Origin of the sequence: Aeromicrobium endophyticum (assembly GCF_003586285.1) — a bacterium.
Classification (GTDB): domain Bacteria; phylum Actinomycetota; class Actinomycetes; order Propionibacteriales; family Nocardioidaceae; genus Aeromicrobium; species Aeromicrobium endophyticum.
This window is the reverse complement of record NZ_QUBR01000002.1, coordinates 308,305-332,855: the sequence shown is the minus strand read 5'-3', so window position 1 is coordinate 332,855 and position 24,551 is coordinate 308,305. Positions and strand designations below refer to the sequence as shown.

Genomic DNA, 24,551 nt, shown 5'->3' with positions numbered 1-24,551 from the left:
CCATGTCGAGACGTCCTGGATTCCTCGCCGAGGTCTCGTGGCTGCAGGTGGCCGTCAGCGCGCTCGCCGCGGTGACCGCCGCCTGGATCGCCTCGAGCCTCGGAGTCGCGGGCACCCTGATCGGAGCCGCCCTGGGCAGCTCGGTGGTCACGATCAGCTCGGCCTTCTACGGCCGCACCCTCGACAAGGGCAAGACGCTGATCGTGCAGACCGCCGGCGGCACCGTCGTGCAGAAGGCCGTCGACGAGGGCGAGATCGCCGAGGCCTTCGAGCAGGCCGAGGAGGTCGGCGGCTCGCCGGTGACCGGGGCCCAGGTGGTCGAGGACGAGAAGCCCCGCCGCCTGCACTGGAAGACGATCACGGCCACGACGGTGCTGGTGCTCGCCATCGCCGTCGGTCTGATGGGTGCGTACGAGGCGGTGACGGGCGACGCGTACGGCAACCGTTCCGACAACCCGCGCATCGGCAAGATCTTCGGCGGCTCGAGCGGGACGAGCAACGACGAGCCCGATCCGAAGCCGACATCGACCGAGAGCGGCACCGTCACGCCGCGCCCCACGCAGCCGTCCGCGACCGTCCCGGCACCTGTTGCGACGACACCCGAGCCGGCTGCCACACCGACGCCCGCTCCGACGCAGGCGCCCACCGCCGCGACCCCCACGCCGACACCGACGCCCAGCTCCACCCCCACGGCACCGGCGGAATGATCCACTCCGCGCGGACGTTGAGGCGGGCAACCACCCCCGAGAGGAGCGCACCATGACCATCCGTTTCATGCCGACCATCTCCGAGGCCATGATCGACTCGATGGACGTGTTCGACGCGTTCCGCACCGGCGAGGAGCTCGTCGCCGACCGCCACCCGCGCGACGCCGTCCGCGTGCTGCGCAAGGTCGTCGACGCCGAGCCGGGCAACGGTGCCGCCTGGGAGCTGCTGGGACGCGCGCACTTCGCGGCTGCGCAGCTCGTGCCGGCCGAGCAGGCGTTCCGCCGCCTGGCCGAGATCGAGCCGACCAGCGCGTGGGCGCAGACCGCGCTCGGGCTGTCGCTCGACCGTCAGAGCCGGCACCAGGAGGGTGCGGTCCACCACCGCATCGCAGCGGCCATGGGCGCCTCGCCGCACGACGCCACGCGCGTCGAGCTGGTCGACCGACAGGTCGGCTGACCCCTGCCCACGACCGACTCGTTCGACCCCACCTGGGCGGCAGCGGCGGCAGCACTCGTGCTCGTCGTCCTGCCGCCCGCCTGGTCGATCACCCGCCACCTCGTCACGCTCGTCCACGAGGCCGGTCACGCCGCGGTCGCGGTGCTGACGGGACGACGGCTCAACGGCATCCGCCTGCACACCGACACGTCCGGGCTGACGGTCTCGAGCGGCAAGCCCCGCGGGCCGGGGATGATCGCGACGGCGGCGGCCGGCTACCTCGCCCCCGCGGCGCTCGGGCTCGTGTCGGTCGTCCTCGTCGAGAACGGCCGCACCGCGTGGTCGCTGTACGCCGGGCTGGCCACGATGGCCGTGATGCTGGCGTTCATCCGCAACTGGTTCGGGCTGCTGGTCGTCGTCGCGGTCGGCGCCGCCGTGTGGCTGCTGATCTGGCGTGCCTCTCCCGAGGCGCAGGACGTCGCCGCCCTGACGTTCGCCTGGTTCCTGCTGCTCGCGGCCCCGCGGGCGACCGTCGACCTGTGGTCGCACCGCCGGCGGGCTCGCACCCGCACCACCGACGCCGACGTGCTGGCCCGCATCACGATCCTGCCGGCGCCGGTCTGGAACGTCGTGTTCGTCGTGCTGACGGTCGGCGCCCTGGCGGCGGCGGTGCGCGTCGTGGGCCTGCCGACGTCCTGACCGCACGACGTCCTGATCTAATGGGCGGGATGTTCACTCTCGGTCACGAGCTTTCCGGCGCCCTCGGACGCACCGGCACGATCACGACGCCTCACGGCCAGATCAGCACCCCGGCCTTCATCCCGGTGGGCACCCGCGCGACCGTCAAGGCGGTGCTGCCCGAGCAGATGTCCGAGCTCGGCGCGCAGGCGCTGCTGGCCAACGCCTACCACCTGTACCTGCAGCCCGGCGCCGACATCGTCGACGAGGCCGGCGGTCTCGGGTCGTTCATGAACTGGCCGGGTCCGACGTTCACCGACTCCGGCGGCTTCCAGGTGCTGTCGCTCGGCGCCGGGTTCCAGAAGACGCTGTCGATGGACACCAAGGGCGTCGAGGCCGACGACGTCATCGCCGACGGCAAGAACCGCCTGGCGACGGTCGACGACGACGGCGTGACGTTCACGTCGCACCTCGACGGCTCGAAGCACCGCTTCACGCCCGAGGTGTCGATGCAGATCCAGCACCAGCTCGGCGCCGACATCATGTTCGCCTTCGACGAGCTCACGACGTTGATGAACACCTACGGCTACCAGGTCGAGTCGCTCGCGCGCACCCAGGCGTGGGCCCGGCGCTGCCTCGTCGAGCACCGCCGTCTGTCGGCCGAGCGTGCCGACAAGCCGGCGCAGGCCCTGTTCGGTGTCGTGCAGGGTGCGCAGCACGAGGACCTGCGCCGCCAGGCCGCGCGCGACCTCGCCGCCCTGTCGGTCGGCGGCGGCGGATTCGACGGCTACGGGGTGGGCGGCGCGATCGAGAAGGAGAACCTCGGCACGATCGTGCGCTGGGTCTGCGAGGAGCTCGAGGTCGACAAGCCGCGGCACCTGCTCGGCATCAGCGAGCCCGACGACCTGTTCACCGCCGTCGAGAACGGCTGCGACACGTTCGACTGCGTCTCACCGTCGCGGGTCGCACGGTCGTCCCGCGTGTACGCCATGACCGGGCGCTACAACCTGCTGGTCGCCGCCTCACGGCGCGACTTCGGGCCGATCGATCCGGCCTGCGACTGCTACACCTGCGCGCACTACTCCAAGGCGTACCTGCACCACCTGTTCAAGACCAAGGAGTACGTCGCCGCGACGCTGTGCACGATCCACAACGAGCGGTTCACGGTGCGACTCGTCGACGACATGCGGGCGCACATCGAGGCCGGCTCGTTCGCCGACTTCAAGACCGATTTCCTGGCGCGGTTCTATGGGTGAGCCGAGCGAGTGCAACGAGCGGGCGCGAATCCAGGTGGAGCGCGACGCGGCGCAGCCGCCCGTCGACGGAACCGGGCGAGAGATCAGGATCGCTCGCGCCCCTCAGGCGGCGTAGGACGGCTCGCGGCGCTTGAGGATGCCGATGACGACCATCGTCACGGGCATCACCAGCAGCTCGACGGCGCACTTGAACACGAAGCCCACGACGAAGTAGTTGAGGAACTGGCCGCCGGTCGTGATGCCGATCGCCGACGCTGCGATCGCGCAGAAGATGAACGTGTCGGCCGCCTCGCCGACGCCGGTCGAGCCGGCCAGACGGCGCCACAGACCCGGCTCGGCCGACCGCGCCTTCATGCGCACCAGCACGTACGAGTTGAGGAACTGGCCGACGACGTACGCGATCATCGAGGCCGCCACGATCTGCACGCCCGACCACACGACGCTCTCGAACGCCTCCTGGTTCTCGTAGAACGAGGCGCTGGGCAGCTGGATCACGATCAGGAAGGTCGCGAAGGCCATCAGCGCGGTGCCGAAGCCGACCAGGATGGCGCGGCGGGCGGCCTTCAGCCCGTACACCTCGGCGATCACGTCGCCGATGATGTACGCCAGCGGGAACAGCACGGCTCCCCCGTCGGAGAACACCGGCAGGATCTGCACCGGACCCAGCGAGACGTCGCCGGAGAAGAACTGCGTGCCCTTGGTCGCCGCGATGTTCGACACCACCAGCACGACGCAGAACACCGCCAGCAGCACGTCGTAGTAGGACGAGCCGCGCGTGGCGTAGTGGATCTCGGGGTCGGACGTCGCCGACGTGGCAGCTGAGCTCATGGGTCTCATCCTTCCATCCGTCCGCTCCTCTGCGAGAATCGCAGCATGCCCTTCCCCACCCGCACGGACGTCCTGGTCGTCGGTGCCGGACCAGCCGGGGCGGCCGCTGCCGCCTGGACCACCATGCTCGGGATGGACACGGTCGTCGCCGACGCCGCGACGTTCCCGCGCGACAAGACGTGCGGCGACGGACTGACGCCTCGCGCCATCGCCGAGCTCGACCGCCTGGGTCTCGGCCAGTGGGTCCGCAGGCACGGCACCAATCGCGGGCTGCGCGCGGCGGGCTTCGGGCAGGAGCTGCTGCTCCCCTGGCCCGGCGGCACGCTGCCCGACCACGGCTCGGCCGTCCCTCGCACCGAGCTGGACGATCGCATCTTCCGCGTGGCGACCGAGTCGGGGGCCGTGCCCTTCGAGGGCGCCCGGGCCGTCGACGCCGTGCGCGACGCATCGGGCCGGGTGACCGGTGTCGTCTTCCACGTGGCCGCCGACCGCACGCCTCACACCGTGATGTGCGAGCGGCTGGTGGTCGCCGACGGCGTCCGCTCACCGCTGGGTCGCGTGCTGGGTCGCGAGTGGCACCGCGACACCGCCTACGGCGTGGCCGGACGCTCGTACGTCGCCTCGACCCGCAGCGACGACCCGTGGATCTCGTCGCACCTCGAGCTGCGCGGTCCGGCGACCGACGGCGGCGACGGTGAGCTGCTGCCCGGCTACGGCTGGATCTTCCCGCTCGGCAACGGCGAGGTGAACCTCGGCGTCGGCGCGCTGGCCACCGCCAAGCGTCCCGCCGACCTGCAGATCCGCCCCCTCATGCAGTACTACGAGACCCTGCGCCGCGACGAGTGGGGCCTGTCGGGCGAGCTGCGAGCCCCCACCAGCGCGCTGCTGCCGATGGGCGGGGCGGTGTCGGGCGTGGCCGGCCCCAACTGGGTCGTCATCGGCGACGCCGCCGGGTGTGTCAACCCGCTCAACGGCGAGGGCATCGACTACGGCATGGAGACCGGCCGCGAGGCCGCCGAGCTGATGAGCTCACGCACCGACCTCGCCGAGGCGTGGCCGCACCTGCTCACGACCCGCTACGGCGAGGCCTTCTCGATCGCCCGGCGCCTCGCAGGGCTGATCACGGTGCCCCGGCTGCTGCCGACGGCCGGACCCATCGGCATGCGCTCGCACACCCTCATGACCTTCGCGCTGCGCGTCATGGGCAACCTCGTCACTGACGAGGACCGCGACCTGACGGCCCGGCTGTGGCGCTGGGCCGGACGCCAGTCCGTCCGCCTCGACGACCGACCACCCTTCACGTCCTGACCTGGGCGTCAGACCCCGGACACGGCGAAGGGCCCGGCCGAGGCCGGGCCCTTCGTGGTGCAGGTCGTGCAGGTGGTGCCGTGGCTCAGGCGGCCGGCGGCGCGGGCGGCGTGGTGCCACCGTTGTTCTTGTTGGCCTGCGGCAGCTTCTCGCCCGACTCGCGGAACGACAGCACCGTGAAGACGGTCAGCGCGATGCCGGCCACGAACAGCAGGTAGCCGGACCAGCCGGGACCGGCCGAGATTCCGGGGTAGTCGGGCGCGTTGTCGAAGATGGCGCGCAGGATGACCAGCACCGTGCCGAGCCCGGCCAGCGCGGCGGCGACGAGGTTCCACGGCACGCCGTCGGGCAGGTTCTCGCGAGCGAAGGCCTTGATCGCGACGACGGCGGTCGCGGCGATGATCAGCAGCACGCCGAAGGTCGCGTAGCTGGTCCAGGCGCTGGTGCCGCTGGAGACGCCGAACCCGCCCGGGCCGTCGTACGACGCGGTGTAGTACTTGGGGATGAAGGAAAGGATGAGGGCCAGGACGCCAGCGATCAGCGCACCCTGTTCGAACTTGCCAATTGACTTGAAGTCGACGGCCATAGCGTTTTTCTCCCAACGATGAGTGTGAACGTGACGAATCTAGTGGTCTCGAGGCCCCTTGAACAATCCGACCGGCCCGTGTTCGCAAGCCTTTTGTGCCCGTCATCTGTGGTATGAGACGCCCTGTACGACACGCTAGGCTCCGCTCATGACCACCGTCGCCCTCGTCCTGGCCGCCCTCGCCGGCGCGCTCCACGTCTTCTTCTTCGTGCTCGAGTCGCTGCGCTGGACCCAGCCCGCGACCTGGAAGACGTTCGGCGTCGCCTCGCAGGCCGACGCCGAGACGACGGCGCCGCTGGCGTACAACCAGGGGTTCTACAACCTCTTCCTCGCGGTCGGCACCCTCGTCGGCATCGTGGTCGTGATCGTGTCCGACACCCGCGACGTCGTCGGCTGGACGCTCATCGTCTTCGCGTGCGGCAGCATGCTGGCGGCCGCCCTGGTGCTGCTGTCGACCGGCCTCGACCGCGCCCGTGCCGCCTCGATCCAGGGGCTCCCGGCGCTGCTCGCGGTCGCGACGGCACTGCTGGCCGCGAACACCTGAGCGTCGCACCGCCCGGTTAGGGTGAAGCACGTGCTCAGAATCGCGACCGTCAACGTCAACGGCATCCGTGCCGCCCACAACAAGACCCGTGGCCAGTCCTCCGGCCTCAGCGAGTGGCTCGCCACGCGCGGCGCCGACGTCGTGACGCTGCAAGAGGTGCGAGCACCCGATGCGATCGTCCACGAGATCCTCGACGGCTCGGGCTACCACGTCGTCCACGCCGAGGCCGCCGCCAAGGGGCGCGCCGGGGTCGCGGTGCTCAGCCGCACCGCACCCGTCGACCACCGCGTCGGCAACGGCGACGACTTCTTCGACGACGCCGGCCGCTGGATCGAGTCCGACATCCCCCTGCCCGACGGCTCGACCCTCACCGCGGTGTCGGCCTACGTCCACTCCGGCGAGGCCGGCACGCCCCGCCAGGACGAGAAGTACGGGTTCCTCGACCAGATGGTCGTCCGGCTCGCCGAGCTGCGCGCCACGGGCCGTCATGCCGTCGTCACGGGCGACCTCAACGTCGGCCACACGCAGCTCGACATCAAGAACTGGAAGGGCAACCAGAAGAAGGCCGGCTTCCTGCCCGAGGAGCGTGCCTACTTCGACCGGTTCTTCGGCGAGCTCGGCTGGGTCGACGTGCACCGCGCCCTGGCCGGCGACGTGCCCGGCCCCTACACGTGGTGGTCGATGCGCGGGCAGGCCTTCGACACCGACACCGGCTGGCGCATCGACTACCAGATGGCCACCCCCGAGCTGGCGGCGTCCGCCACGACGGCCGTCGTCGACCGTGCCGAGAGCTGGGCCGAGCGGTGGTCCGACCACGCACCGCTGGTCGTCGACTACGACCTCTGACGATGCCCGAGGCTCTCGACCGGCGCATCGGCCCGGTGGGGGCCGTGGCGGTCGGGGTCGGCGCCATGATCGGCTCGGGCTTGTTCGTGGTGTTCGGCGGCTGGTGGCCTCGCCGGGTGCCTCGTGATCGCAGCGTCGCTGCCCGTCCGGACGATGATCGTCTCCGTCCTCGTGCTGGCGCTGGCCACCGCGGTCTACCTCATCCGAGAACGTACATAACCACCTGATATATTTGGTTGCATGTTGCAACCACATCTCGCGGAGCTCGCTCCCGTGCTGCGAGAGTTCGCCTTGTCGCTGGTCCGGGACGCTCCGCAGGACTCGCTGAGCCGCACCGCCGCGGCGACCCTGTCGCTGCTCGAGCGGACGGGGCCGCAGCGCATTACGACGCTCGCATCCCACGAGTCGGTGTCGCAACCAGCCATGACCGGCCTGGTGCAACGGCTCGAGGCCCAGGGCCTCGCGTCGCGCCGCTCCGATCCCCACGACGGCAGGGCAGCCCTGATCGCCATCACGGCGACCGGGTCCGAGCGGCTCGCCGCCCGCCGACAGGGCCACGAGGACGCGATCACCGCGCGCCTCGACCTCCTGTCGGCCTACGACCGCGCCCTCCTGGCCGCGGCCACCCCCGCCCTCACCCACCTCATGGAGTCTCATGTCGCCTGACACCAGCCACCCCGGCGCCGGTCACAGCACCGGTAGCACCGGCAACACCCACACGACCAGCCTGTTCGACCAGCCGAAGGCGGTCTATGCCGTCGCCTTCGCCTGCGTCATCTCATTCATGGGCATCGGCCTCGTCGACCCGATCCTCCCGGCGCTCAAGACGCAGCTCGACGCCACCGAGAGCCAGGTGACGCTGCTGTTCACGAGCTACCTCGTCGTCACCGCCGTCGCGATGCTCGCCACCAACTGGGTGTCGAGCCGCCTCGGCGCCAAGCGGACCCTGCTGACCGGTCTGCTGATCATCGTGGTGTTCGCCGCACTCGCCGGATCGACCGACACCATCTCGGGCATCGTGGCGTTCCGCGCGGGATGGGGCCTCGGCAACGCACTGTTCATCGCCACCTCCCTAGCCGCCATCGTGTCGAGCGCCCGTGGCGGATTCGCCGGCGCCATCATCCTGTACGAGGCAGCCTTGGGCCTCGGCATCGCGGCCGGCCCGCTGGTCGGCAGCGTGCTGGGCAACATCAGCTGGCGCGGGCCGTTCTTCGGCGTCGCCGCCCTCATGGCGATCGCCCTCGTCGCCACGTTCTTCCTGCTGCCGGCCACGCCGAAGCCCGATCATCCGACCGCGCTCAGTGCACCGCTGCGGGCGCTCGGCCACCGCGGCCTGCTCACGATGAGCATCACGGCCCTGCTCTACAACTGGGGCTTCTTCACGATGCTCGGGTACGCGCCGTTCCCGATGGGGCTGTCGATCACGGCCCTCGGCTGGGTCTTCTTCTGCTGGGGCATCCTCGTGGCCTTCTTCTCGGTCATCGGCGCACCCTGGCTGCAGCGCCGGTTCGGCACCGCGACCTCGCTGTACGGATCGCTCGCGCTCTTCGCGGTCGATCTCGCGGTCATGGCGATCAGCCCGACCAACCAGACCCTGATGATCGGGGCGGTCATCGCGGCAGGCATCTTCATCGGCATCAACAACACGCTGATGACCCAGGCCGTCATGATCGTGTCGCCCGTCGAGCGACCGGTCGCCTCGGCGGCCTACGGGTTCGTGCGCTTCATCGGCGGCGGTCTCGCGCCGTTCGCCGCGGGCAAGCTGGTCGAGCACTTCACCGTCCACGTCCCCTTCGCCCTCGGCGCCGTCGCCGTCGCCGTCGCCATCGCGGTGCTCGCCAGCGGGCACCGCATCCTGGCGCAGGCCGACGCCGGCCTCGACGAGGACGGGCACGACGTCCGTGACGCCGACGTGGTCGAGGGCGAGATCGCCGACGAGTTCGGCGGCGCGTCCGGCGCGATCGACGAGTCGATCAACGCCCGCTAGACGGTCGAGCCCGCAGGCTCCGCGCATGACAGAGGCGGCACGCACCCCCCGGTACGTGCCGCCTCCGATCGTGGAGAAGGACTAGTTGAACTTGACCTTCATGGAGGTGCCGTCCTCCTTCTGGACGCGGATCTTGACGCCCGCAGCCGGGAGCTTGACTCCGTGGTTGGGCAGCTCGGCGAACCAATACTTCTTGGTGTCGTCGAACAACGGCTTGGCGTCCTGGCCCCGGATGTAGCTGGGCTTGCCGTTGGTGTGCAACGTGAACGAGTCAGCCTTGTGCAGCGAGAAGGGCGCGTCGTACATCTGGACACGTGCCCGCCAGGGAGCACCCGTCACGATGTTCGTGATCGGCGACGGGTTGGCGTCGATGATCAGGTTGCGCCCCGTGCCCGGGTGCACGTTGGTGTTGTTGTCCTGCTGGGAGGTGTCCCAGTAGGAGACCAGCAGCCCGTGCCCGTACGAGTAGTGCTCGGCGTAGTCGGGCTTGGTGTTGGCGAAGCCGAAGTTGTACGGCCCCGTCTGCAGGTACTTGTCGTACGAGACGTACGACCGGTGCCCGGCGATGTAGTAGTTGTCGAACAGCTCGGTCGACGTCGCGCCGACGATCGAGAACCCGTCAAAGGTCCACGCCGGGCCTCCGGCTTCGGCACCGTCGGCCAGCAGCGTCTCGCTGCCGGCCTTGACCGCCAGGTCGTCGACGAACAGACCGGCCTCGGACACGCCGCCGTCGGTCTTGTACAGGAACCGCAGCTTGATCTTCTGGCCGTCGTAGGCGCTCAGCGGCACCGAGAGATCGGCCCACGTGGCCTGCTCGCCGTCGATGGCCGGGTTGCCCGAGGCGTCGTCGGCGATCGGCGTGCCGCCGATGGTGCCGTCGAGCGACGTCCACGTGGAGCCGCCGTCGGTCGAGGCCTGGACGTAGGCGTAGTCGTAGCCCGCCTCGATCGCGTAACGGACCTTGGCCGTGAGGACGCCGCCGGTCTTGCCGGTGAGGTCGACGTCGGTGGTCATGGCGTTGGTGAGGTTGTCGGCCGATCCCGAGAAGAACTGCTTCGAGCCGGAGGCCGGCGCGCCGTTGTCCTTCGAGACCTCCTTCTTGGGCAGCACGACGACCGCGGCCTGGGCCTTCTTGGAGTTGTACTCCTGAGGACCGAGGTCGAGCGTCTTCTTCTGCTTGGTGGCGATGGCCTCGTAGTCGAGCCAGCCGAGCTGCAGCTTGTTCCACGCGCCGAGGTCGCCCGGCCGGGTGCCGAGAGCCTCCCCCTTGGCATTGAGACGACTCTGCGCCATCAGCGTCCAGTACTCGCTGCTGTTGTCACCCTGGCTGCTGGTGTCGTAGTCGTCGGGCAGCCCCAGGTCGTGTCCGTACTCGTGGACGAAGACCGACAGGCCGCCGTTCTCGGGCTGCACGGTGTAGTCGCCGACCCAGACGCCGGTGCTGCCGACCTGCGTGCCGCCCAGCTTGTTCTGGCCCGGGCCGGTCAGTCCGGCGTCGGTGCCGAAGGCGTACCAGCGGTGCGACCAGATGGCGTCCTCGCCCTGCTGCGGATCGCCGTCGGCCTCGTCGCCGCCGGCGTGCACGATCTGGAAGTGGTCGATGTAGCCGTCGGGCTCGTTGAAGTCGCCGTCGCCGTCGTAGTCGTAGCGGTCGTACTTGTCGTACGAGGCGATCGTGGCCTTGATCTGCTCATCGGTCTGGCCGGCCTTCTTCTGGTCGGCGACCCAGGCGGTCAGGGAGTCCTCGATGAGGTTCCAGACCGTGCGGTACGACTCGTCGCGACCGTAGCGCGCCTCGTTGTACGGCACCTTGACCCAGTCCTGCACCTGGCCGTCGACCGTGTACCGGCCTGACGACTGGGTCTCGTAGTAGGTCTTGACCGACTCCTGGCCCTTGCCCTTGCCGAAGTAGAGGTCTTGGTAGTGCTGGCGGTTGTAGTCCTTCTGCCAGACCGTCGAGTTGTCCTTCGTGCGATCGGGCTCGGGGATCTGGTTGCGCAGCGGACCGTTGAACGTCGTGGGTCCCGCGACGGCCGGATCGGTGTCCTGGTCGGGGAAGTCGGGGTGACGCTTGTCGCCGAACTCGGCCAGGATCACGAAGATCTTGTCCGAGCGCTCCTGCGCGAGCTCGACGTACTGATCCTTCTGCTTCTTGTTCTGGATCGCCTTGAGCTGCGTGCGCGAAGCCCGCTTGTTGGCCAGGGCGGCAGCATCGGCCGGGCTGTAACCCTTGCCGACCTTGACGACCGAGGTGCCGTTCTTCGAGGTGGCCGTCGCGTCGCCGTTGATGACGGAGGTCAGTGCCGTCTCGCGCAGGGCACGCCGCTTCTGCTCCAGCGGGTTGGGCAGCTCATCCTTGCCGACCTTGCCGGCCTTGCCCGGCTGGTCGGCGGCATTGGTCGGTGGTGCGGGCGCCGCCGAGCTCGGCGAGGCATATGCCAGACCGAGCGAGGCTGCGAGTGTGAGGCCGACGAGGCCTGGGATCACACGCTTCACTGTTCCCCCTTGTCAGAACGTCGCTGGGGTCGGATTCGACCTAGCGGTGAGGCCGGCCCCGCCCTCATGAGGCGGATCCCGGCGCAGTGCGTGCCAACTTAGGCAAATTTCAGGAAGAACGGCAGTCTTGACTTTGACCCGATCGGACTATACGAATCTAGTCATTTCGAACTAGTCCGAGACCTAGGTCCCGCGTGGGGATGCCTGAACGTCCCGGGTGTCCTAGTCTCGCTGCATGACCCCCCGCCGTGCATCCGCCGCCGCTCGCGTCGTCGCCTGCGCCGTGCTCTTCACCGTGGTGTCCACCGCGCCCGCGTCGGCCGCCAGCCTGTCGAGCTACGAGAAGCAGGTCGTCTCCAGCACGAACGCCTACCGGGCCGACCACGGCAAGGTGCGCGTGAAGATGCAGAAGTGTGTCGACCGATGGGCCAACGACCAGGCCCGCTGGATGGCCGCCCGGTCGACCTTGGAGCACCGCGACGGACAGCTGCGCAAGCTCCTGCGGTCGTGCAAGCTCACCGGCGTGTCGGAGAACATCGCCTGGAACTTCTCGACGGGCCGCGAGGCGGTCCGCGCCTGGGCGAAGTCACCCGGGCACGCCAAGAACATGCAGGCCGCGAAGATGCGCTACATCGGCGTCGGGGTGGCACGGGCCAGCAACGGGGACATCTACGTCTCGCAGGTCTTCGGCACCCGCAAGTAGCCCTCGCGTTCACCCAGAATTTTCATTCGGCGGCTCCAGCACTTGCCACAAGCACCTCGGATTGCCCTAGGCTTGAATCAGTTGCACGACGTTGGGCCGTACGGATGAATGAGCGTTTTTCTCGGGTATCTTCTCGGGCTGTCTAGTTCTTCTCGAAGGTTGGATGTACGTCGCGACAGCCACTCGCGACGGTCGTGGGTGGCATCTCGCCAAGAGGAGTAGGACATGGCAACAGGAACCGTCAAGTGGTTCAACGCGGACAAGGGCTTCGGATTCATCGCCCCCGATGACGGCAGCGAGGACGTGTTCGCGCACTTCTCCGCCATCCAGACCAGTGGCTACCGTTCGCTGAACGAGAACCAGAAGGTCGAGTTCGACGTCGAGCAGGGCCAGAAGGGCCTGCAGGCCGCGAACATCCGCCCCCTCTGATTCGTCACCTCGCATCGAGTCGAAGCCCCCGGGTCGCCATCGGCGGTCCGGGGGCTTCGTCGTGCCTGACCTCGGGGCCGGGGCCCTGAGTCAGACGGTGATCCGGAGGATCCTGTCGTCCGCGCGTCGCGGGTCGCCCCGACCGTCGGTGTTGCTGGTGGTCACCCACACGCTGCCATCGGGTGCGGCCGCGACGCTGCGCACACGGCCGTAATCACCCGCGAAGTACGCCACCGGCGTGCCTGCCGACCCGCCGTCGAGCGGGACGGCGAACAGGCACTCCCCTTGCAGCGCACCGACGTAGGCGACCTGGTCGACGATCGCGATGCCGGCGGGCGACGCCTCGTCGGTCGGCCAGGTGACCTTCGGATCGACCAGCCCACGGCCTCCTCCCGTGCCCTCGACGCGCGGCCATCCGTAGTTCTGGCCGCGGCGCGACACGTTGAGCTCGTCGGCCGACTTGTCGCCGAACTCGGTGGCCCACAGACGGCCGCCGGCGTCGAAGGCCAGCCCCTCGACGTTGCGGTGACCGTACGACCAGGTGCGGTTGCCGAACGGGTTGTCGGGATGCGGGGCGCCGTCCTGGTCGATGCGCAGGATCTTGCCGGCCAGGGAGTCGCGGTCCTGTGCGAGCCGGCCGTTCCCCGCATCGCCCGTCGAGACGAACAGGGTGCCGTCCGGCGCGAACAGCAGCCGTCCGCCGTGATGACGTGCACCCACCGGGATGCCGGTGAGCACGGCGTCGGGCGAGCCGAGGGTGTCGCCCGTCAGCGTCATGCGGACGACGCGGTTGTCGGTCGACGTGGAGACGTACGCGAACAGAACGCCGTCGTCGTCCGGCGACAGGGCAAGCCCCAGCAGACCACCCTCTCCCCCGGCGCGTCCGCGGGCACCCGGCACCTCGCCGAGCGGTGCGACCGTGCCGTCGGCCCCGATGCGCACGATCGTGCCGTCGTCGCGCTGCGACACCAGGGCGTCGCCGCTGGGCAGGAAGGCGATGCCCCACGGCACGGCCAGGCCCGAGGCGACGGTGGAGGCGATCGTCGGGGTGACCGGAGCGGCGGACGTCGGCGTGCCGGTCGGCGGAGCGTCGGTCGGTGCGGTGGCGCTCGACGCGGTGCCGGTGGTCCTGGGGGCGGGCTCGCCCTCGCTGCTGCGACTGCAGCCCACCAGCGCTGCCGCGCCGAGGACGGCCATGCCCGACAGGAGCTCTCGACGTTGCATGCCTCGATCATGCCCTCGGCGGCCAACGTCCGCCGCCCGGAGGCTCAGGCCAGCTCGCCACGCATCTGCTGGAGGCGGGCGCGGTACTCGGTCGAGGCGAGGTGGTCGACGTTGAGCGGCGGATCGAGCTCGTCGATGACGCTGCGGGCCAGCTCGCGCAGACCGTTGCCGTCGTCGACGCCCCAGGTCGCGATCGACAGGTGCTCGAGCATCCACTCGGTGAGCCGCGGGTCCTCGAGGGAGGTCATGCCGAGGTGGTCGCCCAGCACCGTCGCCAGCGTCATGCGGAAGGTCGAGGCGCGGGTGCGGCCGTGCAGCTGCACGCGGTCGAGGTGGTCGTGCAGGTTGAGCACGGGATCGACCAGGGAGTGCCACGTGGAGCCGCCGACCTCGCCGACGAACACGACGCCGGCGCGCACGGGCAGACGCAGGCAGCGGTTGAGCACGCGAGCGCCGATGGGATCGACGTGCCACGCGTAGAGGCCCGGCACCATCGGCAGGGAGTCGTAGTCGGCTGCCGGCACCGTGTGCCGATCGTCGCGCAGGTGCTGGGCGATGCCGCTGCGGGCACCGATGTCGGAGACCGTCGCGAGCGGGACCGCGACGGGTGGAACCTCCGCGGCCTCGACCTCGTCGGGCTCGGCGACCTCCGGCTCGATCTCGTCGGGCTCGATCTCGTCGGGCTCTGCGACGAGGGACTCGAAGGTCGAGAGCTCGACCTCCGGCTGGACGTCGACCTCCGACTCGGCGATCTCGCGCTCGTCCGGCACGACCTCGTCGTCGGCGTGCTCGACGAAGGCAGCAGGGGTGTTGCCCACGCCGCCCGACGTCACGGCAGCGCCGGTGTCCTGCAGCACGCTGAACAGCGGCCCGACGAAGGCGCTCGGCGCGTCGACCCGCACGATCAACCCGTCGAGCGAGCCGACCATCGACTGCAGACGAGCCACGACCCACGCGGCCCACACGACCCGGTAGGCCGGCTCCATGTCGGCGAGCGTGCGCGAGTCGGGCGACATCCACTCGTTCGGCGCGAGCAGGCCGTGCTCGGCCGACAGCACGAACCACTCGGACCCGCCCAGCTCGGCGTCGAGGCGACCGAGCTGGAAGGCGACCTCGCGGTAGACCTCCTTGGCCGGAGCCGGCACGTTGACCCGGTCGCCGATGCTGCCGAGCAGGATGACGTCGGGCATCGGCGGCTCGTCGTCGAACGTGCTGGCGGCCGGACCCGTGGCCCGGCGTGGGTCGGGCACGGGCTGCTCGGACGTGGCGTCGTCGGACGACGGCTCGGCCGCCTCGGTGTCGACGAGCTCGGTGCGCGACGTGCCGGCGCCCATCTTGATGCCGCTCGCGGACGGCGGCGGTGCGTCGGGGTCCTCACCGCGCTCGTCGCGAGGGATCGTGGAGTACTCGCCGCGTGCCACGCGGCGGAACACCGGCGACCGCGGGGCGAACTGCACGTGCTTGGCGCGACCGCCCTCGGTCAGGCCGATGAGGTGGGCGCGGATCGTGGCCTCGTTGACGTCGGGGTAGTGCGTGACGAACCACCCGCGGACGTCGTCGTAGCGGAAGACGTCGGGCATCGCGTCAGCACACTCGTGCATGATCTGCCACACCGGCCTGTCGTACTTCACGACTCGCTCCGTCCCTGAGTCGAGCGGACTCGACCGATGATTCTTCTGCCTCGACTGTGCAGAGCAGGTGCGCTCGACGTCATGACGGCGATCGGCACGACTTTCTTGCGGAGCTGTCTCCACCACCCGTCCGATGCACGTCGCCGCGCCCGCGGCCGGGGAATGCCCGCGGTCGCGCGGTCGTTGACACCCGAATACGGAGTCTTCACACGAGAGGCAATCATGAGCACCGTCACCCTGACCCAAGAGTCCATCGACGACGTCATCGGAGCCGAGGGCATCACGCTCGTCGACTGGTGGGCGTCGTGGTGCGGCCCGTGCCGCCAGTTCGCGCCGGTCTTCGAGGCCGCCAGCGAGAAGCACGACGACGTCGTCTTCGGCAAGATCGACACCGAGGACCAGCAGCAGCTGGCTGCCGCCGCCCAGATCACCTCGATCCCCACGCTGATGGCCTTCCGCGACGGCGTGCTGGTGTTCTCACAGCCGGGCGCGCTGCCCGCCGCTGGCCTCGAGCAGGTCATCCAGGCGGTCCGCGACCTCGACATGGACGACGTCAAGCGCCAGCTCGCCGAGCAGGAAGCCGCCGAGCCGGCCGCTGAGTGAGCCGGCGACGGCCTGAGCGTCAGCCCCACCCGTCGACCGACACCAGGTCGGTCAGCGGGCGGGGCGTCGCCCACCCGACGTCCTCGAGCATCGGTCGGTCGTAGAACTCGCTCACCGGCCCGAGGCACAGCACCGCGATCGGCTCGCTCCCGACCGGCATGCCGAGCAGCGTCCGCAGGGCATCGGGGTCGAACAGCGAGACCCATCCCATGCCGAGCCCTTCGGCGCGGGCCGCGAGCCACAGGTTCTGGATCGCGCACGCCGCCGACGCGAGGTCCATCTGCGGCATGGTGCGACGGCCGAACACGTGCCGCTCGCGATCGTCGCCCAGCGCGACGACCAGCAGCTCGGCGCAGTCGAGGACGCCCTCGACCTTGAGCCGCATGAACTCGTCCGACCGCTCCCCCAGCGCCTCGGCGGTGCGGACCCGCTCGACCTCCACCAGGTCGTGGATGTCGCGGCGCAGCCCTCGGTCGGCGATGCGGACGAAGCGCCACGGCTGCATGAGCCCGACGCTGGGCGCGTGGTGGGCCGCGGTCAGCAGTCGAGCCAGCACGTCGTCGTCGACCGTCCCGCCGCTGAAGTGGCGCATGTCGCGGCGCTCGGCGATGACCCGGTGGACGGCGGCGCGGTCGGAGGGCGAGTAGGCGTGGTCGTGCACGGACCCACCCTCACACGTCGTCGAGGGCCCGCGCGTACGCGGTCGCCGTGCGCGCGACCTTGCGGGCGTACTCGCCGCTGTTGTTGTACGTCAGCACGGCGCGTGACCAGCCCTCCGAGCCGCCCAGGTCGGTGCCGGCGCGGCACAGGTAGCGCGCAGCCGCCAGCGCCGCGTCGTCGAGGTCGTGCGGATCGGACCGCCCGTCCCCGTCGCCGTCGGCGCCCCAGACGTCCCAGGTGGTGGGGATGAACTGCATCGGCCCGACGGCGCGGTCCCAGCGTGGGTCGCCGTCGAGCCGGCCGCCGTCGGTGTCGCGGATCGCGCGGTTGCCTCCGCTGCCGTCGAGGGGCACCCCGATGATCAGCGGACGCGCGACGCCCTGGTCGTCCAGGGCAGCACCGCCGAAGGCACCGTGGCTGCTCTCGGACGCGCCGATGCCCGCCAGCGTGTTCCAGGCGATGCGGCACGTCGCGTTCTCGCGCTCGATGGTCTGTGCCGCGCCCACGTAGGCGGCCAGGGCCCGGCGCGGGATGCCGGTGGACCCTGCCACCTGACGGGTCTCGCGCGGCGACGGGATCGCGGCGGCGGGCGGCACCTCGGCCGCCGGACCCGGGACCCGGTCGCGCTCGATGCCCGACAGCAGCAGACCGGCCACCAGGACGAGAGCCACGGTCGCGACGGCGATCAGGACAGCAGGACGGCTCACCCCGCCATTGTCCCGATCGGGCCAAGCCTCCCGACCGGGCCCAGCCCGCCGGTCAGCGGCACACGGTGGTCAGGCCGTCACGAACGAGCGCATGCTGATCGAGCCCATGTCGATCGAGTCGTTGAAGAACGAGATGTCCTCGCCGTCCTCGAGCAGGCTCAGGGCCGCGATCATGGGCCGGTAGTGGTCGTCGGTCGGCACGGCGATGCGCGCCTCGGCCCACGTGCCGTAGGGGTCGACGAGCTTGCCGATCTCGCGGTCGCGCAGCGCCACGGCGGTGTCGGCGTCGAACTGCTGCGCCCAGTCCCACGCACCGCCGCCGTGCCACTTGGCGCGACCGAGCGCGTGGACGATGTTGCCGCTTCCGATGAACAGCACGCCCCGGCGCCGCATCGCGCGCAGGCGGCCGTAGAGCTCGTACAGCTTCGGCAGCGGCATCGAGTAGTCGATGCTGATCTGCAGCACCGGCACCTGCGGGGCCGGGGCGATGAACTTCAGGATGCTCCACGTGCCGTGGTCGAGGCCCCACTGCTTGTCGAGCTCGGCCTCGTACTCGACGAGCTGGCGCGCCAGCAACCGCGCGACGTCGGTGTCGCCGACCGAGTCGTAGGTGACCTTCGAGAGCTCGTCGGGGAAGCCGCCGAAGTCGTAGATGATCGGGTTCTTGGGCGCGTCGGTGATGTGCGTGGCCCCCGGCGTGAGCCAGTGGGCGCTGATCACGACGATCGCCTGGGGCTGCGGCAGCTCGGTGCCCACGGCCGTCCAGGTGCGCGTGTAGGCGTTGTCGGCCAGGGCGTGCATGGGGTTGCCGTGGCCCACGAACAGCACCGGCATCCGCTCGCTGGGCACGAGACGGTGGTCGAGGTCGGAGATCGAGTACATGGCCATGGGACGTCCTGACTTAGTTGATGCTTCAATCATATCACCATGACGGTCCCGGTCGACGCAGGAACCGATCAGGCATGCGCGGCGGCTCGGTGGCCGAGGGGCGCACGTCCAACAGCTCGCGGGACAGGTCGACCGCCGCGTGGACGTCGTGCCGCCCCGGCGAGTCGCCCAGCCGCGCCGCCAGTCGCGACACCACGCTGAGGTGGACGCGCGCCTCGGCCAGGCCGTCCGGGAGCCACGGATCGCCGGCGAAGGCCGGCAGGCAGCGGGCGAGCTCGCCGACGCCGAGCACCGCCCAGAACGCGCCGGAATCGTGCCGCTGTCGCTCGGCCTGGAGGACGGTCGCGGCGTCGGCGCCCAGCGCACCGCTGAGGTCAGCGGTCTCGAGGAAGGCGTAGAGCCGCGCCCGCACCCGCAGGTAGCGCCGTGCGGTGGCGGCGGACCGCCCGACGGCCAGGTCGCGGAAGAAGTCGTCGATCATCGGCCAGCCCGGCTCGTCCGCGTCCATGACCGGACTCAACCAGGCGGGTCCGACAGTGCCTCGAGCACACCGGCCGTGAAGCTGTCGAAGGTCACCCGGTCGGGCGTCGCGGGACGCGATCCGAGCCGGACGGCCACGACACCCTCGCTGGGCACCACGGCGATGTACTGGTTGCCGTAGCCGAGGGCCCAGAAGGCGTCGGCCGGCACGCTAGGCGCGAGCCGTCCCTCGTACGGGGCACGGTCGGTCGCGAACCCGGCCTGCCGCCACACCTCGACGATGCGACCGCTCGTATTGGTCCACCACAGCAGGCCGTAGGCGGCGTTGCGGTCGGACGAGGACGTCGTCAGCTGGGCGACCATGTCGGCCGAGAGCAGCTGACGTCCGTCCCACCGACCCTCGTTGAGCATCAGGTGCCCGACGCGCGCCAGGTCGAGGCACGTCGACTCGGCGCCCGAGTAGGTCAGCGCGTTGCCGGCCCCGTCACGTGCCCAGGTGGTGTCGCGCATGCCCAGCGGCTCGAGCAGGCGCTGGCGGGCCAGCTGCGCGACGTCTCCGCCGTCGGCCGCGTCGTCGAGCACCGCCTCGAGCGTCTGCGCGGCGACGTTGTCGTAGACCCACTCGCCACCCGGCGGCGACAGCTGCGCGGCCCGGACGGCGAAGGCCGTCTGGTCGGCCGTGCTCCGGATCATCCGGCGGTCGTCCGCCTCGCTCCAGCGCCGGCCCGACGTCATGGACAGCAGGCTGCGCACCGTGACCTGACCGGCGTCGGTGCCGCGCCACGACTCGACCTGCTCGGCCGCCGGGGCGTCCAGGGCCAGAGCGCCCTCGTCCACCTGCATCCCGACGAGCAGAGACGTCAACGACTTGGTGATCGAGTAGACCCGGCCGGCCCTGCGCTCCGCTCCCCCGTTCCAGTACGCGTCGTGCACCAGCCGGCCGTCCTTGACCACCGCGATGCAGGTCGACCCGTCCCTGCGCAGATCGGCGTCGAGCCGGCCCCAGTCGCCCGCCTCGGCGCGCTGCCACTGACGCCCCGGGAAGGTCGCGGCCGGCGGTGGCGTCGTCGCAGCGGTCGTGGGGGTGGCCGTCGGTGAGGCGGACGTCGACGCCTGGGCCGATGCGGACGGCCGGGGTGCCCCCGTGTCGTCGCTGGAGGCAGAGCACGCAGCGACCAGCATCACCGCCGCCGCGACCAGTCCCCCTCGCGTCCACGACGCCAGCCTGACGGAGCGGGTCACCGGGGCAGCCGGATGCGGATCGGTCCCTTGGCGGTCGACGGGTCGACGACCGAGCCCTTCTGCGTGATCTCGACCTCGCCGCGCTGCACGAGCCGTCGCGCCGCCTGGCGCACCGGCTCCATCAACGGCCGCCAGTCGTCGGGCGCGACGGCCCGCGCCACGTCCGACGGGCAGATCGACGACGTGCGTGCACGACCCGCCAGCATCGCGAGCACACGACGCTCCAGATCGGCGTCCTGGTCGGTGACCTTGCGCCGGCGGCACGCGGCACTGCACCACCGGACGTCGTCCCAGTCACGGGCCCACTTCTTGCGCCACTCGATGGTGCGTCCGCACGCAGCACAGGTCTTCGGTTCGGGAGGCACCCCTCCAGCGTGCCTCCTTGGAGGCGTGCGCGACAATGGAGGGATGCCTGCTGCGATGGATCTGCGCCCGCTGCTGCGCCATCCGGTGGAGTTCGTGGCCGGTGCCACGCCGGCCGAATCGCGTTTCGTCTTCCACGCTCCCGACGGCGACCAGACGGCCACCGCCAACGAGGCCATCGGAGCGCTCAGCCAGGGCATCCGGGTCATGTCGGCGCACAAGTCGGTGCGCGCCTGGGCCACCCCCGCGATCCTCGCGCTGCGCATCATGGCCCGCGGCGCCTTGGGCTCGCCCGATGCCGCCGAGCTCAACCAGCTGCAGAACGCCGGAGCCGCGATCGGCCCCAACGCCGGAGCCGGACAGGCCGCCATCAACGCCTTCCTGAAGGCCCTCGAGGTCGACGCACCACCGGCCGCGTCCACGCCCCAGCGTCAGGCGTACGTCTCGCCCAAGGCGGCGCCGCGCACCCGTGAGACCACCTTCTCGTGGTCGCTGATCATCAGCTTCCTCGAGAACCCCAGCCCCGACCAGGCCGCCGTCGTCCGGCTGCGCGTGCACCCCCGTGCAGGGTCGTGGGGCGCCTTCGACGCCGGCGACCTGTTCAACGGCTCGTCGCACCCCATGGCGCAGGACGCCAAGGAGCCCACCGCGGCGATGCTGCGCCGCATCGAGGTGTGGTGGTCGCCCGCCGAGCGGCTGCGCGACCCGCACGCCCGCGGCGCCGTCACGGTCGGCCCCGACGAGCTCGCGCGTCTCGGCGACCGCAGCCTCGCGCCGACCCTGATGGCCAACCGCATCGAGGTGCGCTGGCCGCCCGAGCTGGTGCGCGAGCTGTCGACCACGGCCGTGCTGAGTCGCCGCGAGACACCGGGCTCCGACCGACCGTCGGCGTTCACCCACGGGCAGCTGTTCACGTTCGACTGGCAGGTCGCCCTCGGCGACGACGTGCTGTCGGCCGCCGAGCTCGACCAGCTCGCCCAGTCGCAGACCGGTCTGCTGCGCCTGCGCGACACGTGGGTGTTCGTCGACAAGAGCAGCCTGCACCGCGTGCTCGACAACCGCACCCACGACATCTCGGCGATCGAGGCCCTGCGCGCGGCCGTCACCGGTGAGCTCGAGATCGACGGTCGACGCACCGAGGTCGACACCGTTGGGTGGCTCGAGGACGTCCGCCGACGCCTCGCGGTGCAGGACCGCGACATCGCACCGGCCGTTCAGCCGGGCGACCTCGACGGACACCTGCGCGAGTACCAGCTGCAGGGCCTGCGCTGGATGACCCAGCTGGTCGACCTCGGGCTCGGTGGCATCCTGGCCGACGACATGGGTCTGGGCAAGACCGTCATGCTGATCGCGCTCCACCTCCAGCGCGCCGTCGAGACGACGGCACCGACGCTCGTGGTGTGCCCGGCCTCGGTGCTCGGCAACTGGGAGCGCGAGATCAGGCGTTTCGCGCCCGACACCCCCGTGCACCGCTACCACGGCCCGGGGCGGTCGCTCTCGGACGTCAAGGAGGGCTTCCTCGTCACGACGTACGCCACCATGCGGGCCGACGTCATCGAGCTGTCCGAGCACGAGCCCGGCTGGGGCCTGGTCGTCGCCGACGAGGCGCAGAACATCAAGAACCCGCACGCCCGCACCGCCAAGGCCCTGCGCGACGTTCCCGCCGTGGCCCGTCTGGCCCTCACCGGCACTCCCGTCGAGAACAACCTCTCCGAGCTGTGGGCGATCCTCGACTGGACGACCCCGGGCCTGCTGGGCACCTACGAGCAGTTCCGGCGCACGTGGTCGCGCGACATCGAGTCGCGTCGCGACCCCGAGAAGGCGGCCGGGCTGTCGCACCTCATCCGGCCGTTCGTCCTGCGACGACGCAAGTCCGACCCGGGCATCGCCCCCGAGCTGCCGCCCAAGATCGAGACCGACCACCGCATCAACCTGACGCGCGAGCAGGTTGGCCTCTACGAGGCGGTGGTGCGCAGCACCATGGCGCAGATCGAGCAGGCACAGGGCATCCAACGTCGCGGCCTCGTGGTCAAGCTGCTCACCCAGCTCAAGCAGATCTGCAACCACCCCGCGCAGTTCCTGCGTGAGCCCGACTCCAAGCTGGCCGGGCGCTCGGGCAAGCTCAGCGTGTTCGACGACCTCGTCGACGAGATCGTGGCCGAGGAGGGCGCGACGCTCGTGTTCACGCAGTACGCGCAGATGGGCCGGCTGCTCACCCGGCGGCTCGACGAGAAGAAGATCGCCAACCAGTTCCTGCACGGCGGCACCACGGTGCGCGGTCGCGAGAAGATGGTGCACCAGTTCCAAGGCGGCCAGGTGCCGGTGTTCGTCCTGTCGCTCAAGGCGGCGGGCGTCGGCCTCAACCTCACCCGCGCCGATCACGTCATCCACTACGACCGCTGGTGGAACCCCGCGGTCGAGGACCAGGCGACCGACCGTGCGCACCGCATCGGCCAGACCAAGAACGTCCACGTGCACCGACTGATCAGCGAGGGGACGATCGAGGAGTCGATCGCCGAGCTCATCCGCTCGAAGCGTTCACTCGCCGACGCCGTGGTCAACGGCGGCGAGGGCGCGCTCACCGAGCTGTCCGACGCGGCGCTGGCCGACCTCGTCCGCCTCAAGCACTGACTCCGCCTCAAGCACTGACCCGTCGAGCCTGACCCAGCGTGGGGTCAGCCCAGGCACTTCTTGAGCTGGTCGAGACGGTAGAAGTAGGGGTTGGCCGACGACGGGGTGCACGACGTCTTGAACTGCACGGGCTGCTCGTTGTGCCGCATCGTCACGAGCACCTCGCCCGACGCATTGCGGTAGGCCGCCCACTCGATGTTGCCGCCGAGCCGTCCGGCCACCGAGCCTCGCCACGGGTTGCTGGCGTACGAGAAGGTGCGGCCGGCCTGCTGCTGGCTGCCGGGCAGCTTGAGGAGTGCCGCGAACGGCATCGTCACCTCGCCGTGGGCCAGCCGGAACACCGCAGCGGTGCTGCCACCGGCGATGCGGCGGTCGAGCGCGGCGAAGAAGTCGTCGAGCACGGGCTGGGCGCGGCGGTACGAGCTGGTCTGCCCGGCCACGCCGGGGCCGAAGCGGTAGAAGGTCCGGGCATCGGTGGCCTCGGCGAGACGCCGGGCAGCCGATGCCGGCATGACGTCGGCGAAGGTCACCCGCGTGTCCTGGGCCAGGCCCGGCGCGGTCGAGTAGAGCAGGTGCAGGTCGAGCGCGGCGCCCACCGGGTCCTTGATGCGCTTGACGTACGACGCCTTGTAGGCGCGGCGCAGGACCGTGCGGGCCGCCGCCTTGACGCTCGAACGACGCTGGGCCTTGGCGATCGCCGAGCGGCCGGCCTTGGTCGAGCCCTCGCCGATCAGCAGGTCGCGGTCGACAGTGCGCGGGGACGTCACGGCGGTCGGCACGACCGAGCGCAGGCCGAGCCGGAAGGAGGAGGCGCTCTGCTTGGTGCGGTAGACCGGGCTGGTCGTCAGCGCGATCTTCTCGCCCTTGGCCGCCGCGGCCGTGAAGAACGACGAGTAGCTCGTTGCCGTGCGGCGTCCGATGCCGCGCCACTCCTGCTTGCCGACGGTGCTGAGGTTGCCGTACCCGAGCTTGTTCTCGGCGCGCTGGAAGGCGCGGATCTGGTCGTCGAGCCGCTTGCCGCGCGTGGTCAGCGCACCGCGACGCGACGCGCCCTTCCAGACCGACAGCGCACGCTTCTCGGCGGCGCTGCTGGTGAGCGAGCGGGCGCCGTGACGTCCGACGTTCTCGACGAAGAACAGGTCGTAGCCGGCCGGTGGAGCCACGATCGGCGTGCTCGCCGGGTCTCCGTACGGCGTCTGGTTGGCGTACCAGCGGTCGACGTCGGCCTGTGCCGACGACAGCGGCAGGGCCAGCGCCACGAGGGCCGTGGTCAGCAGGGTGGCGGCGCGGCGGGTTCGCATGCGTCCCACCCTAAGCC

At 70.5% G+C, this 24,551-nt stretch carries 25 protein-coding genes; 13 read left to right on the top strand and 12 right to left on the bottom strand.

Annotated features, from left to right (window positions below; all coding sequences use genetic code 11):
- Nucleotides 1–2: 2 nt before the first annotated feature.
- Genes DX116_RS12175 through tgt form a run of 4 tightly spaced genes read left to right on the top strand, consistent with a single transcriptional unit; the run spans nt 3 to nt 3,077 of the window.
- On the top strand, nt 3–707 hold the full coding sequence (locus tag DX116_RS12175) for a hypothetical protein (protein ID WP_119704538.1): 705 nt from the start codon (nt 3–5) through the stop codon (nt 705–707).
- 52 nt (nt 708–759) lie between these two features.
- Entirely contained in the window at nt 760–1,164 is a 405-nt protein-coding gene (locus tag DX116_RS12170; protein ID WP_119704537.1) for a tetratricopeptide repeat protein, read from the top strand.
- A gap of 3 nt (nt 1,165–1,167) precedes the next feature.
- Nucleotides 1,168–1,842, top strand: a complete 675-nt coding sequence (locus tag DX116_RS12165; RefSeq protein ID WP_119704536.1) for a M50 family metallopeptidase — start codon at nt 1,168–1,170, stop codon at nt 1,840–1,842.
- Nucleotides 1,843–1,871: 29 nt separating this feature from the next.
- Nucleotides 1,872–3,077 (top strand): tRNA guanosine(34) transglycosylase Tgt, encoded by a 1,206-nt coding sequence (gene tgt, locus DX116_RS12160; protein WP_233556721.1) that lies wholly within the window; start codon nt 1,872–1,874, stop codon nt 3,075–3,077.
- Between the two features lie 102 nt (nt 3,078–3,179).
- Here the strand turns inward: tgt and DX116_RS12155 are convergent, their stop codons facing one another.
- The gene (locus DX116_RS12155) at nt 3,180–3,905 is read right to left on the bottom strand and encodes a queuosine precursor transporter (protein ID WP_119704534.1); all 726 of its coding nucleotides are present in this window, start codon (nt 3,903–3,905) and stop codon (nt 3,180–3,182) included.
- Between the two features lie 45 nt (nt 3,906–3,950).
- On the opposite strand from DX116_RS12155, the gene DX116_RS12150 reads away from it, so the two are divergent.
- Nucleotides 3,951–5,213, top strand: coding sequence for a geranylgeranyl reductase family protein (locus tag DX116_RS12150; protein WP_119704533.1), 1,263 nt, complete (start codon nt 3,951–3,953; stop codon nt 5,211–5,213).
- Nucleotides 5,214–5,298: 85 nt separating this feature from the next.
- Here the strand turns inward: DX116_RS12150 and DX116_RS12145 are convergent, their stop codons facing one another.
- Nucleotides 5,299–5,799: a hypothetical protein gene (locus DX116_RS12145; RefSeq protein ID WP_119704532.1), complete on the bottom strand. Its 501-nt coding sequence runs from the start codon at nt 5,797–5,799 to the stop codon at nt 5,299–5,301.
- A gap of 148 nt (nt 5,800–5,947) precedes the next feature.
- Here DX116_RS12145 and DX116_RS12140 point away from each other — a divergent pair, with 148 nt between their 5' ends.
- From DX116_RS12140 to DX116_RS12125, 4 genes are all read left to right on the top strand, one after another.
- Nucleotides 5,948–6,343 carry a DUF1304 domain-containing protein gene (locus DX116_RS12140; RefSeq protein WP_119704531.1) on the top strand — a complete coding sequence of 132 codons (396 nt, stop codon included), beginning with the start codon at nt 5,948–5,950 and terminating at the stop codon, nt 6,341–6,343.
- Between the two features lie 30 nt (nt 6,344–6,373).
- Nucleotides 6,374–7,189 carry an exodeoxyribonuclease III gene (locus tag DX116_RS12135; protein WP_199716063.1) on the top strand — a complete coding sequence of 272 codons (816 nt, stop codon included), beginning with the start codon at nt 6,374–6,376 and terminating at the stop codon, nt 7,187–7,189.
- Between the two features lie 240 nt (nt 7,190–7,429).
- A complete protein-coding gene (locus DX116_RS12130; RefSeq protein WP_119704529.1) occupies nt 7,430–7,855 on the top strand; it encodes a MarR family winged helix-turn-helix transcriptional regulator in 426 nt (141 codons plus the stop codon).
- Nucleotides 7,845–9,176, top strand: a complete 1,332-nt coding sequence (locus DX116_RS12125) for an MFS transporter (protein WP_119704528.1) — start codon at nt 7,845–7,847, stop codon at nt 9,174–9,176. The genes DX116_RS12130 and DX116_RS12125 overlap by 11 nt, the downstream gene beginning before the upstream one ends.
- 81 nt (nt 9,177–9,257) lie before the next feature.
- Here the strand turns inward: DX116_RS12125 and DX116_RS12120 are convergent, their stop codons facing one another.
- Complete coding sequence (locus tag DX116_RS12120; RefSeq protein WP_119704527.1) at nt 9,258–11,672, bottom strand: immune inhibitor A domain-containing protein; 2,415 nt, start codon at nt 11,670–11,672, stop codon at nt 9,258–9,260.
- Between the two features lie 235 nt (nt 11,673–11,907).
- On the opposite strand from DX116_RS12120, the gene DX116_RS12115 reads away from it, so the two are divergent.
- Nucleotides 11,908–12,375, top strand: coding sequence for a CAP domain-containing protein (locus DX116_RS12115; RefSeq protein ID WP_119704526.1), 468 nt, complete (start codon nt 11,908–11,910; stop codon nt 12,373–12,375).
- 225 nt (nt 12,376–12,600) lie between these two features.
- The gene (gene cspE / locus DX116_RS12110) at nt 12,601–12,804 is read left to right on the top strand and encodes a transcription antiterminator/RNA stability regulator CspE (protein ID WP_056607991.1); all 204 of its coding nucleotides are present in this window, start codon (nt 12,601–12,603) and stop codon (nt 12,802–12,804) included.
- A 90-nt stretch (nt 12,805–12,894) separates the two neighbouring features.
- Here cspE and DX116_RS12105 read toward each other — a convergent pair whose 3' ends face one another.
- Nucleotides 12,895–14,028: a PQQ-dependent sugar dehydrogenase gene (locus DX116_RS12105; protein ID WP_119704525.1), complete on the bottom strand. Its 1,134-nt coding sequence runs from the start codon at nt 14,026–14,028 to the stop codon at nt 12,895–12,897.
- Nucleotides 14,029–14,072: 44 nt separating this feature from the next.
- Complete coding sequence (locus DX116_RS12100; RefSeq protein WP_119704524.1) at nt 14,073–15,659, bottom strand: DUF7669 domain-containing protein; 1,587 nt, start codon at nt 15,657–15,659, stop codon at nt 14,073–14,075.
- A gap of 222 nt (nt 15,660–15,881) precedes the next feature.
- Between DX116_RS12100 and trxA the strand changes: the two genes are divergently transcribed.
- Complete coding sequence (gene trxA, locus DX116_RS12095) at nt 15,882–16,262, top strand: thioredoxin (protein WP_119704523.1); 381 nt, start codon at nt 15,882–15,884, stop codon at nt 16,260–16,262.
- A gap of 19 nt (nt 16,263–16,281) precedes the next feature.
- On the opposite strand, the gene bluB is transcribed toward trxA, so the two are convergent.
- The 6 genes from bluB to DX116_RS12065 form a co-directional block, all read right to left on the bottom strand.
- The gene (gene bluB, locus DX116_RS12090; RefSeq protein WP_119704522.1) at nt 16,282–16,923 is read right to left on the bottom strand and encodes a 5,6-dimethylbenzimidazole synthase; all 642 of its coding nucleotides are present in this window, start codon (nt 16,921–16,923) and stop codon (nt 16,282–16,284) included.
- A gap of 10 nt (nt 16,924–16,933) precedes the next feature.
- Nucleotides 16,934–17,629: a lytic murein transglycosylase gene (locus tag DX116_RS12085; RefSeq protein WP_119704521.1), complete on the bottom strand. Its 696-nt coding sequence runs from the start codon at nt 17,627–17,629 to the stop codon at nt 16,934–16,936.
- A 69-nt stretch (nt 17,630–17,698) separates the two neighbouring features.
- Complete coding sequence (locus DX116_RS12080) at nt 17,699–18,517, bottom strand: dioxygenase family protein (RefSeq protein WP_158591987.1); 819 nt, start codon at nt 18,515–18,517, stop codon at nt 17,699–17,701.
- Between the two features lie 34 nt (nt 18,518–18,551).
- The gene (locus tag DX116_RS12075) at nt 18,552–19,025 is read right to left on the bottom strand and encodes a hypothetical protein (RefSeq protein ID WP_119704519.1); all 474 of its coding nucleotides are present in this window, start codon (nt 19,023–19,025) and stop codon (nt 18,552–18,554) included.
- An 8-nt stretch (nt 19,026–19,033) separates the two neighbouring features.
- Complete coding sequence (locus DX116_RS12070) at nt 19,034–20,239, bottom strand: serine hydrolase domain-containing protein (RefSeq protein ID WP_119704518.1); 1,206 nt, start codon at nt 20,237–20,239, stop codon at nt 19,034–19,036.
- Nucleotides 20,236–20,604 carry a DUF2256 and DUF3253 domain-containing protein gene (locus tag DX116_RS12065; protein WP_119704517.1) on the bottom strand — a complete coding sequence of 123 codons (369 nt, stop codon included), beginning with the start codon at nt 20,602–20,604 and terminating at the stop codon, nt 20,236–20,238. The genes DX116_RS12070 and DX116_RS12065 overlap by 4 nt, the downstream gene beginning before the upstream one ends.
- 43 nt (nt 20,605–20,647) lie before the next feature.
- Here DX116_RS12065 and DX116_RS12060 point away from each other — a divergent pair, with 43 nt between their 5' ends.
- Nucleotides 20,648–23,233 (top strand): DEAD/DEAH box helicase, encoded by a 2,586-nt coding sequence (locus DX116_RS12060; protein WP_119704516.1) that lies wholly within the window; start codon nt 20,648–20,650, stop codon nt 23,231–23,233.
- A gap of 44 nt (nt 23,234–23,277) precedes the next feature.
- On the opposite strand, the gene DX116_RS12055 is transcribed toward DX116_RS12060, so the two are convergent.
- A complete protein-coding gene (locus DX116_RS12055) occupies nt 23,278–24,534 on the bottom strand; it encodes a histidine-type phosphatase (protein WP_119704515.1) in 1,257 nt (418 codons plus the stop codon).
- Nucleotides 24,535–24,551: the final 17 nt, after the last annotated feature.